General features: G+C 42.9%; 15 protein-coding genes. 7 read left to right on the top strand and 8 right to left on the bottom strand.

Annotated elements, in window-relative coordinates:
- Positions 1 to 9 precede the first annotated feature (9 nt).
- The 5 genes from CK503_RS01900 to CK503_RS01880 are packed head-to-tail and all read right to left on the bottom strand — an operon-like array spanning position 10 to position 3,039.
- Positions 10 to 366, bottom strand: coding sequence for a hypothetical protein (locus CK503_RS01900; protein WP_217988299.1), 357 nt, complete (start codon positions 364 to 366; stop codon positions 10 to 12).
- A 33-nt stretch (positions 367 to 399) separates the two neighbouring features.
- A complete protein-coding gene (murA, locus tag CK503_RS01895) occupies positions 400 to 1,671 on the bottom strand; it encodes a UDP-N-acetylglucosamine 1-carboxyvinyltransferase (RefSeq protein WP_095605079.1) in 1,272 nt (423 codons plus the stop codon).
- Complete coding sequence (locus CK503_RS01890) at positions 1,664 to 2,173, bottom strand: acyl-CoA carboxylase biotin carboxyl carrier protein subunit (protein ID WP_095605078.1); 510 nt, start codon at positions 2,171 to 2,173, stop codon at positions 1,664 to 1,666. The genes murA and CK503_RS01890 overlap by 8 nt, the downstream gene beginning before the upstream one ends.
- Before the next feature lie 2 nt (positions 2,174 to 2,175).
- On the bottom strand, positions 2,176 to 2,445 hold the full coding sequence (locus CK503_RS01885; RefSeq protein ID WP_095605077.1) for a hypothetical protein: 270 nt from the start codon (positions 2,443 to 2,445) through the stop codon (positions 2,176 to 2,178).
- A 57-nt stretch (positions 2,446 to 2,502) separates the two neighbouring features.
- Positions 2,503 to 3,039, bottom strand: coding sequence for a hypothetical protein (locus CK503_RS01880; protein WP_095605076.1), 537 nt, complete (start codon positions 3,037 to 3,039; stop codon positions 2,503 to 2,505).
- A gap of 98 nt (positions 3,040 to 3,137) precedes the next feature.
- Between CK503_RS01880 and CK503_RS01875 the strand changes: the two genes are divergently transcribed.
- The 3 genes from CK503_RS01875 (at position 3,138) to CK503_RS01865 (ending at position 5,777) form a co-directional block, all read left to right on the top strand.
- On the top strand, positions 3,138 to 3,965 hold the full coding sequence (locus tag CK503_RS01875) for a DUF3108 domain-containing protein (RefSeq protein WP_141239859.1): 828 nt from the start codon (positions 3,138 to 3,140) through the stop codon (positions 3,963 to 3,965).
- Positions 3,966 to 3,968: 3 nt separating this feature from the next.
- Positions 3,969 to 4,412, top strand: coding sequence for a dUTP diphosphatase (gene dut, locus CK503_RS01870; RefSeq protein WP_095605074.1), 444 nt, complete (start codon positions 3,969 to 3,971; stop codon positions 4,410 to 4,412).
- Between the two features lie 69 nt (positions 4,413 to 4,481).
- Complete coding sequence (locus CK503_RS01865) at positions 4,482 to 5,777, top strand: MFS transporter (RefSeq protein WP_095605073.1); 1,296 nt, start codon at positions 4,482 to 4,484, stop codon at positions 5,775 to 5,777.
- 489 nt (positions 5,778 to 6,266) lie between these two features.
- Here CK503_RS01865 and CK503_RS01860 read toward each other — a convergent pair whose 3' ends face one another.
- The 3 genes from CK503_RS01860 to CK503_RS01850 all read right to left on the bottom strand — a co-directional run bounded on the left by CK503_RS01860 (position 6,267) and on the right by CK503_RS01850 (position 11,064).
- Positions 6,267 to 7,508: a PQQ-dependent sugar dehydrogenase gene (locus tag CK503_RS01860; RefSeq protein WP_217988298.1), complete on the bottom strand. Its 1,242-nt coding sequence runs from the start codon at positions 7,506 to 7,508 to the stop codon at positions 6,267 to 6,269.
- A 296-nt stretch (positions 7,509 to 7,804) separates the two neighbouring features.
- Positions 7,805 to 10,156, bottom strand: a complete 2,352-nt coding sequence (locus tag CK503_RS01855) for a S9 family peptidase (protein WP_095605071.1) — start codon at positions 10,154 to 10,156, stop codon at positions 7,805 to 7,807.
- Between the two features lie 380 nt (positions 10,157 to 10,536).
- The gene (locus tag CK503_RS01850; protein WP_095605070.1) at positions 10,537 to 11,064 is read right to left on the bottom strand and encodes a PH domain-containing protein; all 528 of its coding nucleotides are present in this window, start codon (positions 11,062 to 11,064) and stop codon (positions 10,537 to 10,539) included.
- Positions 11,065 to 11,220: 156 nt separating this feature from the next.
- Here CK503_RS01850 and ccsA point away from each other — a divergent pair, with 156 nt between their 5' ends.
- Genes ccsA through CK503_RS01830 form a run of 4 tightly spaced genes read left to right on the top strand, consistent with a single transcriptional unit; the run spans position 11,221 to position 15,061 of the window.
- A complete protein-coding gene (gene ccsA, locus CK503_RS01845) occupies positions 11,221 to 11,889 on the top strand; it encodes a cytochrome c biogenesis protein CcsA (RefSeq protein ID WP_255233302.1) in 669 nt (222 codons plus the stop codon).
- Positions 11,886 to 12,158, top strand: coding sequence for a CcmD family protein (locus CK503_RS01840; RefSeq protein ID WP_095605069.1), 273 nt, complete (start codon positions 11,886 to 11,888; stop codon positions 12,156 to 12,158). The genes ccsA and CK503_RS01840 overlap by 4 nt, the downstream gene beginning before the upstream one ends.
- On the top strand, positions 12,155 to 12,556 hold the full coding sequence (locus CK503_RS01835) for a cytochrome c maturation protein CcmE domain-containing protein (RefSeq protein WP_095605068.1): 402 nt from the start codon (positions 12,155 to 12,157) through the stop codon (positions 12,554 to 12,556). The genes CK503_RS01840 and CK503_RS01835 overlap by 4 nt, the downstream gene beginning before the upstream one ends.
- 6 nt (positions 12,557 to 12,562) lie before the next feature.
- Positions 12,563 to 15,061, top strand: a complete 2,499-nt coding sequence (locus CK503_RS01830; RefSeq protein WP_095605067.1) for a heme lyase CcmF/NrfE family subunit — start codon at positions 12,563 to 12,565, stop codon at positions 15,059 to 15,061.
- Positions 15,062 to 15,103 lie beyond the last annotated feature (42 nt).

Raw genomic sequence — 15,103 nt, 5'->3', positions numbered from 1 at the left:
GGATCTATTTTAATCCTTATACCACAACCAGATTGCTGAACCAACCATAATGCCCAATAGAAGTGTTTGCAGCTGTAGTGCTATTGTATCATCAATTATTTTAAGAATGTGATAAGCGTAGGAATTTATTAGCACATTACTGCTAATAATAACGGTACCTAATACGATTCCGCTTCGTTTTTTCCTGAATAGCAGGTAGGCTGTTAAAAGATCAAATCCATCGAGCATAGTCCAATACAGATTAATCCATATTGGTGCAAAATGATAAGGCAAAAATCCATATGCAAAGTTGTGGAAAAGATGTGTGAGTCCTCCTACAGTAAAGCTAATACTTAATAACAGGAAATATACTTTTTTGATTTCCACATCAATATAGTAAATGCCAATATTGGGAGAAGTTTACTCCTTTTGCTCAGCCCGGGTGATATTTGCCCCAACGTTTGTCAGTTTTTCTTCGAGATCTTCATAACCACGATCAAGATGATATATACGTAACACGTCGGTTTCTCCTTCGGCCACCATTCCGGCCAGAACCAAGCTTACGCTGGCTCGCAGATCCGTACTCATTACCGAAGCCCCTTTAAGTTTCGTTTTTCCGCTGATATGCGCCGTATTTTTCTTGACGTCGATATCGGCACCCAGTCGCACCAACTCGGGTACGTAGCTGAAACGATCATCGTAAATGGTATCTGTCACTTTTGATTCGCCGTTTGCCTGTGTCATCATTGTTGCCCATTGTGCCTGTAGATCGGTAGGGAAGCCGGGATAGACTTTCGTTTTTATAGATGTGGGAGTAATATGATCGGGTGCTTTAATGTGAATAGAATCACCGTTAATATTCATCTCGGCACCAATTTTGCGAAATGTTTCCGGGAAATGTCCCAGATCATCCACATCCACGTTAGTCAATGTTATATTGGACTGCGGATGCATGGCTGCGGCAATCATAAAAGTTCCGGTCTCAATCCGGTCGGACGCATTGCGGGCGGAAATACCCTGCAGGCTGTCAACTTTGCGGATGGTCAAGGTGCGCGTTCCAATTCCTTCAATATCAGCACCCATTTCGGCCAGTTTTTCGCAAAGCAATACTACATCGGGTTCTTTGGCAGCATTTTTGATCGTAAATTCTTTGGCACGAAGTACCGCTGCCAGCACTAAATTTACGGTTGCCCCAACGCTGCTGGGTTCAAGGGTAAATGTGCCGCCCTCTAATTCTTTGGGAGCGTTGGCGATGACATATCCCTCTTCAAGTTCAATATTAGCCCCCATGGCACGCATACCGTCGAGGTGTAGGTCAACGGGACGAGGTCCCCAGGCACAGCCGCCGGGCAGAGATACTTTTGCTTCGCCGTATTTGCCGAGCAGCGCCCCAAGCATATAGAAAGAAGCCCGCATCTTTCGAACGAGCTCGTAGGGAGCTTCGTAATGATTTAAGTTTTTAGGGTCGATCGTGAGAATGCCTTCATCCTCATTAAATTCCACACGGCAGCCCGTTACGCGAATAACATTGTTAAAAGTATAGATGTCGCGCAGTTTCGGGATGTTGGTAATGGTTGTCGGCGAATCACCTAAAATCGCCGCTGCCATCAGGGGCAGAGCTGCATTTTTTGATCCGCTGATTGGAATAGTGCCTTGGAGAGGAGTAGGTCCTTCAATTACAAATTTATCCACTTGCTTCGATTTCTAAGATTAGAGCGTCTTTTTCGAGTGAGTCTCCCTTTTCAACAGCGATAGATGATATTACGCCTTTGATGGGAGCTTTAAGTTCGTTTTCCATTTTCATGGCTTCAAGAATAGCAACAGGATCGCCAAGTTCTACTTCGTCACCTTCTTCGACAAGTACTTCCAGAATTTTACCGGGCATGGGAGCGTTGAGTTCGCCTTCGCCAATTTCGCCGGCCGTTTTAAAGCCCATGCGGTCCAGTAACAGATCCTGCTCATTGCGAATATCTACCGAGTGCCAATTGCCATTCAGGGTAAAGGTAATCGTATGTTTGTCGTATGATACATTATCGATTTTATAGAGTTTTGTTCCCATCCGGAGCAGGTAACGTCCGTTTTCTTGTCGATGTAACTCATAGGATTGGGTATCATCATCGAAGGTAACTTGGTTGGCATCTTCTACAATTTCCAGCTCGGTCGTGGTTTCGTCAAATACGGCTTCAAATTTCATAATTAGTTCGATTTAATTTCTGACAGTCCCTTGCTTGTAGCTTGAAAGGTAAAATCCTGTAGGTTATCAGTATCATAAAAACTGGTGAGGGCAATTTTGTTGCCGCTGCGTTCATAGGCCTCTACAAAGCCGAAACTTAACAGGTTAATCAGATCGTCGCGCAGCTCACCCTGCAACAATCCCGTTTCTTCCATAATAACCTGGAATTTTTCTGGGAATATGAGACGTTCGAGAACTTGTTTTTCGGTTTTGGTTATTTTATGCTTGCCCATAACTTTTTGTTTCTAAAAGAGAGCTTGAAAATAGGAGGGAGATCGCTTTTTAACAACTTAGTTTGTCACTCCGATTTTAACATCACCATAGGTGATTAAATTATCTTTCCCATCATAAATGAAAATTCTGTAAATGTTAGAAAGCCCTACTCCAGATTCTTGGGCAAATTGAGCTGTATTTATTGAGAAAGTATCTATAATTGAAAGATCACTTTCCCTAAACAAAAATTGAAGTTGGCTTTCAGAGGTGTTTTGAGACTTCGCAAAAAACGCTATTTCATTTGCGGTATTGTCATACCCAAAATCAATCGTGATTTGCATAGTTTGTCCATAATTTATGGGATTTGGATAAGCAGGAGTAAGAACACTGATTCGTTGTATATACCGAGGAGAAATATTCCAATCATCAGAATCGATATTTCCATTTTCTGTTTTTTCTCCCTGTGAAGTCATTTCTGTTATTCCTTTAAAGGGAGGGACTAATGCTTGGTTCTCAAACTCGCGCTGATCGTCGCTTTTTGAACATCCCGCAACAATCAGGAATCCCGCTAAAAATAAAATAGTTTGGTATGGGAAAAATCTATTAGAAAACATGAACGAAATTCCTGAAAGATACTTTTAATAATATTTCAATTTCACCTATATAATAGGGAACTTTGGACGCTTATTTAAAACAAATTTAAGAGTTTATTTTGAGACTATTGAAGCAGCTGGGAATTACCGGATTTTTTGTCATTTTTATGTTTGCAGGTTTGGGATCTCCGTCAGAGGTGCAGGCACAGGACTCACTGCTGACTTATGAGCATCCCGACAGGCCGCCTACGATGGAAGAGCTGCTGGAGTGGAAGGAAGTTTTTACTTACAAAGTAAAGTTTGGATTCTTCAAGCTCGGCGAAGTAAAGACCACCATCATCAGGGATACAACTTATCAGGGACAAAAAATATGGTGGCTCCGCACAGTAATAACGTCAAACTCGGGCATTCCTTTTGTCGGGGAAGAAGAAAATCACTACAACACTTATATGGTAGAAACCGATAGTACGCCTTACACGAAGCTTTATTGGCGGGATAATGTGGATGAGGACGAGTTTGAGGCTGAATTATATGAGTTTGATTACGAGAATGAGAAGGTCTACATATCGGAGAATATGAGTCCCGTTGACACCCTGGCATTGACCGAGCCCTCAAGTTCGGGCCAGCTTATTTTCTATTATTCTCGGCTATTTGCAGGTACCAATCAGGATTATCGCCTGCCGGTATATTTAGAACGTGAAAAGGGATATATCAACGCGACGAACAGTACTAAAATTAAGATGCGCGATTACGATGCTTTTGAAGATCCGGTAGAAACTTATTTTAGTGAAGGGGATGCTAATATTGACGGCCCCTTTGGATTTCGCGGGAAATATAAGGCGTGGTATGTCGCTGACGATCTGCGAGTCCCCGCCGAAGCTCATGCCAAGGTTTGGCTGGGCAATGTTAAAGTGCAACTAATTGATTATAAAAAAGAACGAAGATAACCAATGAAGATACAGTTTAAGAAATTACCTCATGCCGAGGATTTACCACTCCCTTCATATGAATCGGAATATGCGGCCGGAATGGATATTCGGGCTGCCCTGGATGAGCCGATCACCCTGCAGTCCGGTGAACGACAGCTTATTCCATCGGGGTTAAAGATGGCCATGCCGCAGGGTTATGAGGCGCAGATGCGTCCGCGAAGTGGATTGGCATACAGAAATGGCATTACCATGCTGAATACGCCCGGAACCATCGATGCAGATTATCGGGGTGAGCTGAAAATGTTGGCGGTAAATCTGGGAGATGAAGAATTTACCATCAACCATGGGGATCGCATTGCCCAGATGGTCATTGCACCCGTCATTCAGGCTGAAGTAAATGAGGTTGAAGCCCTATCTGAAACTGATCGCGGGGATGGCGGGTTTGGTAGTACTGGAGTAAAGTAAATAATCGTAAAATGATTATTTGTTGTTGGGCTACTAATCAACCAGTAACAGATAGTAAAAACCAGAAGCTTGCTCGATAAGATACGTCCATATATAGACTTAGTATCCAACAACCAAAACTATCGCCGGTTGTGGCTAAGCCAGATTATATCCAATTTTGGTGATTGGTTTGGCATATTGGCCGTATATGCGCTAATTACGAAATATTCTGATTCTGAATTTTTACTGGGACTTATTATAGTAGTGAAAATGATGAGCCTGGCCAGCTTTTCTCCCTTTGCAGGTTATATTACTGACCGTTTTAATCGTCGACATTTGATGATTATTTGCGATCTGCTGAGGGGTATGATCGTCCTGGGATTATTATTGGTCGTATCCTACGAAACGCTTTGGCTGGCGTATGTATTAACCGCTTTACAAATGATGCTTTCGGCCATCTTTGAGCCCGCCAAAACTTCATCTATTCCAAATGTTACTACAGAAAAAGAGCTGGTGGATGCGAATGTGTTATCAGCGGCAAGTTGGAGCATCATTTTTACCATTAGTATGGGTATTGGCGGACTGGCAACAGCGGGATTGGGTACCGACCTGGTATTTATCATTAATGCCATAAGCTATGTGTTATCAGCGTGGTTTATCTATAGAGCTGTTATTCCACAAAAGAAAATGGATGTGGCTGAGCGAAAACGAACACGTAATCCACTGACGGGAATAAAAGAGGGCTTTCAATACCTGTTTAGAACGCATAAAGTATTGCGCCCCACGCTGGCGAAAGGGTGTTTTACGATGTTCCTTGGAGCGTTAACCTACATGCTTATTCTGGTTTCTGAGGATGTGCTGATGATGGGCAGTGTCGGGCTCGGTCTGCTTTATTCGGCACGAGGCGTTGGTACCGGTATTGGACCTGTCATTGGGCGACGCATTTTCAACCAGGAAAGTGATTGGGTGCGTGCGATGGGATTTTGTATGATATTTGCCGGGTTGATGTATTCAGTGGTTGGACTGACGACCAGCTTAAGCATTATGTTACTTTTTGTCTTTATAGCCCACGCTGCGTCCGGAGCCAACTGGGTGATGAGTACGGTATTACTACAGCGTCGAACCCCCGATACGTTTCGCGGACGTATTTTTAGCACTGAATGGTTGCTATTTACGCTGGCTCAATCAGCATCGGTAATAATGGCCTCATGGATTTTAGAAAATGAATGGTTGACTATTCAGCAAGCGATGGTAGTATTTGCACTGGGACTGTCAGCAGCGGGAATGATCTGGCATTTTACGATTACTCAACAGGAGGAGGTTTACCAAATAAACCGTGAGGATAATGAGCATTTTGCAGCTGCAAACAGGATAGAGGCAGAGTAAATTGTTCCGGACTTGTTGCTATCCTTCGGGCTATGCTCAAAATTCTTATATCTAATTTCATCCTGTGAAATAAACAATAATTATGATCTCTTCGAAGGTCAACGATGCTTCAAAAATTTAGCGATGTAGGAGATTCATCCGTGGACAAGTGAGGGATAGAACTTTTGTTTAGCTGATGCAGGTCAGGTAGTTTTTCTGGAAATATCAAAACTGTCTCAATTTAGATGCATTTAAGCAGTGTCCCTTTTACCTTGATGCAAAAGGGACGAAAAGATCAAGACTTTAGATTCTGTAAGCACTGCATTCAGCGGATTGGATAATTCTGATGGTCCGTTACGTATTGAAGTGATTTTCAGATAGTACCGGTACAGAATTATCCCGGTCATCCACTTTCACTTCGTACAGAATCCAAGGTCTTGGTAAAAAAATAACCCTCAGGGATTTACAGGCCCTGAGGGTTTAGTAATTAGTTGAATTAAAGAGAAAATATTATTCTCCGGTATAAACGATACGCCAAATTTTTCCTTTTATCGAATCAGAAACATAAAGTGATCCATCGGGGCCGATAGCTACTCCCGTAGGTCTGTATTCGGCATTACCCGGAGATTTTAATTCGTCCGTTCCGGCAAAATTATCTGCAAATGTTTCATGTTCACCAGATGGGTTTTCTCCATCAAAGGGCAGAAAAGTAATGCGATACCCTTCTTGTGTTTCCGGTGCTCGATTCCATGAACCGTGGAAAGCCACAAAGGCGCCATTTTGATATTTTTCCGGAAATTGAGCTGCGTTATAAAAAAGCAAATCATTAGGGGCCCAGTGAGCTGGAAATGCGTAGGTAGGATCTTCAAAATCAGCAGCCCGGCCAATTTTATTACCGTCACCGCCGTATTCAGGCGCTAATACCTTTTTTTCTTGAAAATGATCGTAATAGGAATATGGCCAGCCAAAGTTATCGCCGTCTTCAACAGAAAAGAACTCTTCGGCAGGAAGCTGAACTCCTTCTTTTTTGCTAAAACGATCGGGCCATAACGCATTTAGCTGATCACGGCCGTGTTGTACAAGATAGAGTTTGTTGATGGAGTTATTCCATTCGAGAGCAACAGCATTACGTATGCCGGTTGCGTATCGATGACCGTCTTCCTGTTGTGTTTGTTCGGTTTGCGTTGCGGAGAACTGCCAGATTCCGCCATGTCGTTCCAGCTGAGGACAAGGATCCTGGCCTGGTGATCCCGGAGATCGCATTTCTTCTTGGCAGGCATTGGAAGGGCCGCCAATGTTTACATAGATATTCTCCGATTGATCAAGTGTAAATGACTTGGCGGCGTGTTGACTCTGCTCTGGCAGGCCTGTAACGATTGTTTCCGGCTGGCCAGTGGGGGCAAGACCATCATTTGGAAGGGGATATCTAAAAACTTCCACATCCGAACTTCGATACAGATAGCCATCGCGAATATCAATACCGGTTCCTGTATATTCCCCGAAATATTCCGTTTGGTCAGCCACGCCGTCGCCATCGGTATCACGCAGTGCTGCGGTGCCGCCTTCTTGTTGTTTTTCGCTCAGTGCCACATAAATATCCCCATTATCACGAACAGTAATATGGCGAGCAGGGCCAACATTCTCGGCAACAACTACGACTTGAAACCCATCAGGAAGTTCCAGCCCTCCGTTATTTTCATCAAAGGCAAGCTGCTGACTTCCTGCAGTATCAGGCTCTGCGGTGCAGGACATGAGTGCCAAAATTATTCCTAAAACAATTCCAATATGAATTATTCTATACATGAGTCCCTGATTTTATTTAGATAAATAGTTTATCTCATTATCAGTAATACGCTAACTAAAATTCAAAGATCATCCAAAACATTCCCTTAAAAATGTATTAATCGGTAATTTTATGGGTATGTATTATCCGGATATACATTAGGAAAGACACAATTTGTAATTAGGAGATATTAATGGGTGCAAATAATAAACCCTTCAAGATTTCAATTATCTTGGAGAGTTCTAAAGTGATATTAAGGACTTTTTTAATCTTCCGGGATGTTGTAATCAATATTATTGGGTCGATAGTCACCTAATAGATGTTCAGCAAAATAGCGCCAGCGGAGTCGTTCAAAGTAGGGAGAGTAATCTCCAAAACCGTGTCGCTGACCGGGAAGCATCATAAAGTCGAACTTTTTACCATTTTTAATTAATGCATCGGCTAACCGGATGGTATTGGCCGGATGTACGTTGTTGTCGATGGTACCGTGAACCAGCATAAGATGTCCTTTAAGATTTTGAGCAAGGTCAATATTGGTTTCAATTTCCGACTGGAACTCAGTCTTCGTTTTAACTGAATCGGACGAGGTGCTGTCGGCCTGTACCTCTTTCTCCACACCCTTTACGCCATGATGGAATTCGCTCCACCACAAGTTATAAATATTGTTATCGTGGTTCCCGGCTGAAGACACCGCAACATCATAAAAATTGGGATACGTCAGCAGTGCCGCGGTACTCATAAACCCACCACCGGAATGTCCGTATATACCTACTTTGTCTAAATCAATAAAAGAGTACCGAGCCGCCAGTTGTTCCAATCCATATTTGTTGTCTTTAAGTGGATAATCGCGTAAGTCACCGTATCCATAATTGTGATAATACTTGCTTCGGATAGGACTTCCGCCCCGTTGTCCCATAGCTACGACCACAAACCCCAGCTGTGCCAGGGCCGTTTCATCGACGTGGCTAAAGCTGATGGGGAAGGGTTCGACTTGTGGGCCGGGATAAACATAGGTGATGATTGGATAACTTTTGGTGGAGTCGAAGTCAAACGGTTTCCACATCACGCCGTGAATGTCAGTAGCATCATCGCCTGCTTTAACCTTGAATGTTTCCGGAGCTTGCCATCCAGCTTCTTTTAATCTGCTCACGTCCGTTTGTTCAAGTCGGGTTATAATATCTCCGTCACCATTCCGAACAACAGATTGTGTCGGCAGATCAACGCGTGAATAATTATCGACAAAATAATTACCGTTGTCGGAGGCACTAATTTCGTGGGTCGCATTTTCGGGCGTAAGCCGCTCCATGTCAGAGCCATCAAAATTAACTTTGTAAAGCTGTGAATAGTAAGGATTTATATCAGCTTCACGGCCGTAGCCTTCGAAATAGAGAGTCTGCTCGGTCGTATCAATTTTTGCAATATCACCGGCAACAAAATGCCCATGAGTAATCTTGTTTTTAAGATTCCCATTTTTATCATAGCGATAAAACTGCCCCCAGCCGGTGCGCTCCGACCACCATATAAATTCTTCGCCCTCATTAATTATAGCTAAGTTTGCCAGCATTACATTAAAATAGGGATTACTTTCTTCGCTAAAGAGGACCTCGGTTTCTCCGGTATTGGTATTTGATTTTAAAACATCGATTTTATTCCATTCACGATTACGCCGCAGCATGTAGAGATATTCGGATCCCGTTCCGGTATAGATGCCACCGTTGTTAAAGTAAGCACCACCGATGACTTCATCCGTCCATTCTTGCTTATCGGTGTCCAATTTAACGCCGTTGGTATCCTGAAGGGGGTCGGCCTTATAGACCCATATTTCGTCTTGGGGTACATTTTCTTCACCGGGCATTGCATATTTATAGGTTTCCAGCTCCGGGCGTTCTTTCAGAGAGTTAATAACCCAGAGTTCTTCAACGTCGCGCTGATCTATACGTTTGGCATAAAGCTTATTGGAATCCTCGAACCATTCTGCTACCGATCTCAATTTCTCGTTACTGGTAGTATCTCCGGCATCGGCCTGAAAACTGTACCAACGTTCGCCGTCATCAGTAAGCTGATATTCAGTGCTATCGGGATCATCAGCCTTCATCAAATAGAGATCGTGATCTTTTGCATAGGAAATCCAGCTGCTGTCGGGAGAATAGGTAGCCCATCGCTCATCGGACTCCTCTTTTAACGAATCCCCCTTGATGAGCTCGTTGTTTTCGAGTTTGTATTCAAAGTTGATGCTGTCGACGTGAAAGGTGAACAAGCCTTTATTAACATTATATTCAAACTCGTTGAGCTCCAGCTTTTTGTGGTTAAACGTTTTGCTGAATGTTTCTGACAGCTGTGCAGCCATTTCTTTACGATCAAAAAGAGGACGCTTTTCGCCTTCTTCGGCATTCACAAAATACCAGTGCGTACCGGACGGATTTTCATAGCTGTACCAAAATCGATCTTGGTCTTCAATCCACTGGGGATTTACCCGGGTATCGCCGGTCATTTTTTCCATGCGATCTTCGGTGAATTGTTGGGCCGCCTCAAAATTGGCTTGCTGGGCAAAGACTTCTGTTGAAAAGAAGAGAGTAAATAAAAGTAGTAATAGCGTTCGAGATAGATGTGAGAACATAACTTGATTTGTGCCTGTTGTAATTTTCGATCAATATTTATAAAAACAAACTATTAATGCTAAATATGATACCGTAAAAGAAAGTAAAAATAGAGTGTCTAACTGAATCAAAAGGGAGAGTGCAGGAATGAGAAGTAACAGTTAGATTATGGCAGAGTTGAGGTTACTAGTACAAGTCAACAACAAGCAATGCTTATCCTGAATAATATTAATATTATTTCTCCCATCCTCCTTTTCTAAGTAGGAACTTTTATAATGCTGTTAGGGCAAATAAATGAAATCCCTCTTGGCGAAGATAGATTTGCGCAGATTGGGAAGGTACATCTTCTTTGGTTTCAAATATATTACTAATTAAACTGTGGCCTCATGTGGTTTAATCCCTACTCAAAGTGTTTTTTCTCCTTATCAAAGTCATCATTCGAGACAAGTCCCTGCTGCCATAGTCCCGTCAGGTAATCCATGCGCTCCATTGTTCCGGGATCACGGTCAGGTTGTTCGGGTTTTGTTTCCTGTTTTTTGTTTTGTCGCTCTTTCTGGGCCGATATCGCTTTTTCAAGCATATTCTTTAATACGAAGGGATCAGCTATGCCTTGGAGCGTCATTGAAGTAGCTGTGGTCTCAAGTTTAATATCTCCAACAGAAACTTTCTTTTGCAGCCAGCCCTGCTGTACCAACACGTTTTCAATATTAACCAGATCAATATTACGCTGATATTTATCATCACGTGAAGAAATCTGTGTGTCGGTAAATGTGTAGCTGTGTTTTTTTTGTCTTTTATAAACCCAATAGAGTCCCACTAACCCAATTCCAAATAGTGGAATAAGTAGCACCGAAACGATATATCCTATAAGATGATTTTTCCAGCTGGGCTGCAGTGTGATGGTTTTATCTGAAGTTTGATCAGCCATAATAGTTGCATTTTATACCATTTATTAATCTGTTGTAAACTTAGGTAAAATTCCGGAAAGACTAAGGCGAAAAGACTAATTTTTCCAAAACAGATTTCGTATATTATCAGGCTTTCATAATCACCCGCCTCCCAGTAGAGGTAAGTTTTTTTGTTCATGAGACTAAAACCCTGGAAATATATTGTTGCTTTTTGGATGTCGGCCGTTATCAGTATCGGATTTTTGACCCCTATTCCCGACATCCCCATTCTTAAAGAATCGGCTCGTAACCTGTTTTTGCATGTGCCGATGTGGCTAACGATGTCAGTCTGTTTTGCCGCGGGACTTTATTACAGTATTCGCTATTTGAACAATCCTATTATGAAGTTTGATCGAAAAGCGGAGACTGCAACACAGATAGGACTTATTTTTGGCATTTGTGGATTGTTAACCGGGTCACTTTGGGCTCGCTTTACCTGGGGAACATGGTGGACGTTTGCTGAACCGCGCATGAACCTTTCGGCGTTGGGAATGATGATTTATGTGGCATACTTTGTGTTACGTACGGCTTTTAATAATCCCGAGAAAAGAGCTAAAATTGCCGCAGTGTTTAATGTGTTTGCAGCGACAACGATTCCATTTTTACTGTATATCATACCCCGACAGTTGCCAAGCTTGCACCCGGGCGCCGATGGCAATCCGGCCTTTAGCGAGATTACAGCTCCCGAGCTGCGATATATTTTTTACCCTGCAGTAATCGGATTTATTGGACTGGCTGTTTGGCTGAATGATATTCTTAATCGTTACAAAACTGTAAAGCATTTAACTGATCAACAACGAGCATGAAAATTTTTCCTATTCAGGCACAAGAAGATACGGTTGCTGCCGTTGATACATTAACAGAGCAATATTCTCAGAAATGGGATGGAGCAGCCGGATTGGATCAGGCAAGTCCGTTAATTCAAACTGCGGCCTCGTACGACCTTATTTTTATTGTACTGGGCGTAAGTCTTATTATTTGGTTTGTGCTGTTGTTTTTTATCATCCGGGTAGATAAAAAAGTGAGTAAATTGGAAGAAGAAATTGAAAAGTCTAACGTCGAAGATACATTATGAAACCTAAACTGATCATCGGAATTATTGCTATTGTCGGGTTTACATCGCTGTTGATGTATAACTTTGGAAACAGCATTAGCACGTACGTAAATTTTGAGCAGGCTTCCGGAATGGAGGGGGCCCATGTGGTGGGAAAGTGGGATGACTCTCAAGATTATGGATTTTCTATGGAGACCAAGCAGTTCTCCTTTTATATGGAAGATAAGGATGGTAATGTACGGCGAGTGGTGTATCCCAAACCCAAACCCAATAATTTCGAAGAGGCCGATCAGCTGGTTGTTATCGGGGAGATGCAGAACGGCGTATTTTATGCCAACGATATGTTGATGAAATGTCCCTCGAAGTATAACAATGCCGATGAAGCTGAATTTGAAAGAGCAATGTCCTCAAAGAGTTAAGATTTCATGATTGGATTTTTAGGAGACCTTTTTATCAATGCTGCATTGGTAAGCGCGATACTGGCGGCTATTGGATATTTTATATACGCCCAGAACGATACGGATAAGCATTTTAAGATATCCAACTGGCTATACGGCTTACAGGGTTTGTTTTTGCTTGTTGCATCGGGATTGCTGCTCTATATCATTCTTACGCATCAGTTTAATTTCTATTACGTCTATAATTATACCAGCAGTGACCTGCAGCTCAAATACCTGATATCGGCCTTTTGGGGCGGACAGGAAGGGAGCTTTATGCTTTGGGTTTTGTTTTCAATCATGATAGGACTGGGCCTGATGAAATGGACACGGGAACCCTATCGTGGTCCGGTGCTCTTTTTTCTGACGCTCACGCAGATTTTCTTATTGTCGATGGTCTCCGGTATTTCTATTGGTGACTTTCAACTGGGAGCTTCTCCATTCCGGTCGCTGGCCGAGGCTATGCCAAATGCCCCATTTTTACAATCAAACCCCGATTTTGTGCCGCAGGATGGTAAAGGGTTGAATGATCTGCTTAAAAGTCCTTGGATGATGATTCATCCCCCCATATTATTTGTGGGTTTTGCGATGATGACGGTGCCATACTGTTTTGCTATGGCCGCTCTCTGGAAGCGCAAGTATAATGAGTGGGTAGATCCCGCCCTTCCCTGGACATTGGGTGCCAACGTTGCATTGTTAACCGCTATTTTCTTAGGTGGATATTGGGCTTATGTGACGCTCTCATTCGGTGGATATTGGGCTTGGGACCCTGTAGAAAATGCCTCCTTTGTGCCATGGCTTTTGGGTACTGCAGGCATCCATATGATGATTATCCAGCGCAAAAGTTCGACCTCGCAAAAGGCCTCTATTATTTTTGCGATATTGGCTTACGTAGCTATCGTTTATGAGACCTTTTTGACGCGTTCGGGAATTCTGTCCGACTCTTCGGTGCACAGCTTTGTTGATCTTGGGCTTTATAATCAGCTCGTGGTTTTTATGGCTACGGTGACGCTTATCGGTCTGGGACTGTTTTTCTATCGATACAAAGAGTTGCCTTCCCAGGAGAATGAGTCCAAATTATTGAGCCGCGAGTTTATGACTTTTGCCGGGGCCATGGTACTGTTCCTTATTGGGTTTGTCATTATACTGGGAACGAGTTCACCAATTATCGGTCGATTGTTTGTAGAAAATCCTACACCTCCTGAAGTTAGTTTTTATAACGAATGGACAATGCCGCTGGCTATTATAGCCGCAATAATGACAGTCTTGGGACAGTTCCTGTTCTGGAAGCGTCAGGATGCTGAATCGCTGGCTGCTGATTTGTTATGGCCGGTTGCGATAAGCTGTGTCGCAACACTGGCTACAATTATAATAGGGGATGTCCGCAATATTTATTATATGGTCTACCTTTTGGCGGCTTGGTTTGCTGTGATTGGAAATTCTGTGATTATGTATCGTCTGGTTCGCCAAAAACCGTTACTCATTGGCGGAACACTTAGTCATGTTGGTTTTGGTGTACTTCTGCTTGGAATATTGGCTTCCTCGGCCTACAACGAAATGTTGCTTGATGAATCCGTAAAAAAGTATAATGCTGCAATCGAGCGTGGAGAAGTAACTGATGAACAGGGGTTTCAAAAGACGCAAAAAGTGGAATTTCTGGAGTTGAAGCTAAATCAGCCCAAAATTATTGATGATCGTTATAAAGTTACGTACGAAGGATATACGCTTAAGAATCAAGAGCGTCCGGGCCAGCAGGAATATCGCATTAAGATTGAACCCGCCGACGGAAATGGGGAACAATTTGTGTTAAATCCGCAGGTTTATCCGATGTTATCATCTTCTTCGCAATCCGAAATTCAGTGGTCGGTAGATCCTGATGTACGTACCGGATTAGTGAGTGATATTTATTTATATGTAGCTGGCAGCTCCTTTGTTGAGCGGCGGAATGCTGAAGCCAAGGAGACTGCAGCTAAGCGAAGGAGTAATGGCAGTACATCAACAACAGAAGAGGACTCTATCGAAGTGCAGGAAGTAAGTATTGGCCGCGGTGAAACCATAAAAGTGGGAGAATTTGATCTTTCTTTTGAGGATTATGTTGAAGTAGATGATCAGCAGTTGAAAGATAGCACAATAGTAGCAATTCGGGCTAATCTTAAGCTGACGCAACGCGGCAGTGATTCTTCGGTTCCACTCCGACCGCTGTTTTCTATTTACGTGCAGGATGAAGAAAACTGGACGTATGCTCCTCCTATTTCTATACCCGGTTATGATGATGCGAGTATACAGTTTACAAGTGTAGACCCTTCAAATGGCGGTATTGACCTTAAAATTCGCGGTATTGATACCCAGGTTGAAGAGCAATGGGTACTGCTTGTTGCCGAAGAAAAACCGTTTATCTCTGTGGTGTGGCTGGGTACCTTTTTACTGATGGCCGGATTCAGCGTTTCCATTTTCCGACATTGGGGGAGAGAACGAAAGAAAGGGTGATACAGTAACTGAACGGATACCTAATGGATTGCCAATCAAACG

This window comes from Fodinibius salipaludis, assembly GCF_002287075.1.
Classification (GTDB): domain Bacteria; phylum Bacteroidota; class Rhodothermia; order Balneolales; family Balneolaceae; genus Fodinibius; species Fodinibius salipaludis.
This window is presented reverse-complemented; position numbering and strand designations above follow the sequence as displayed.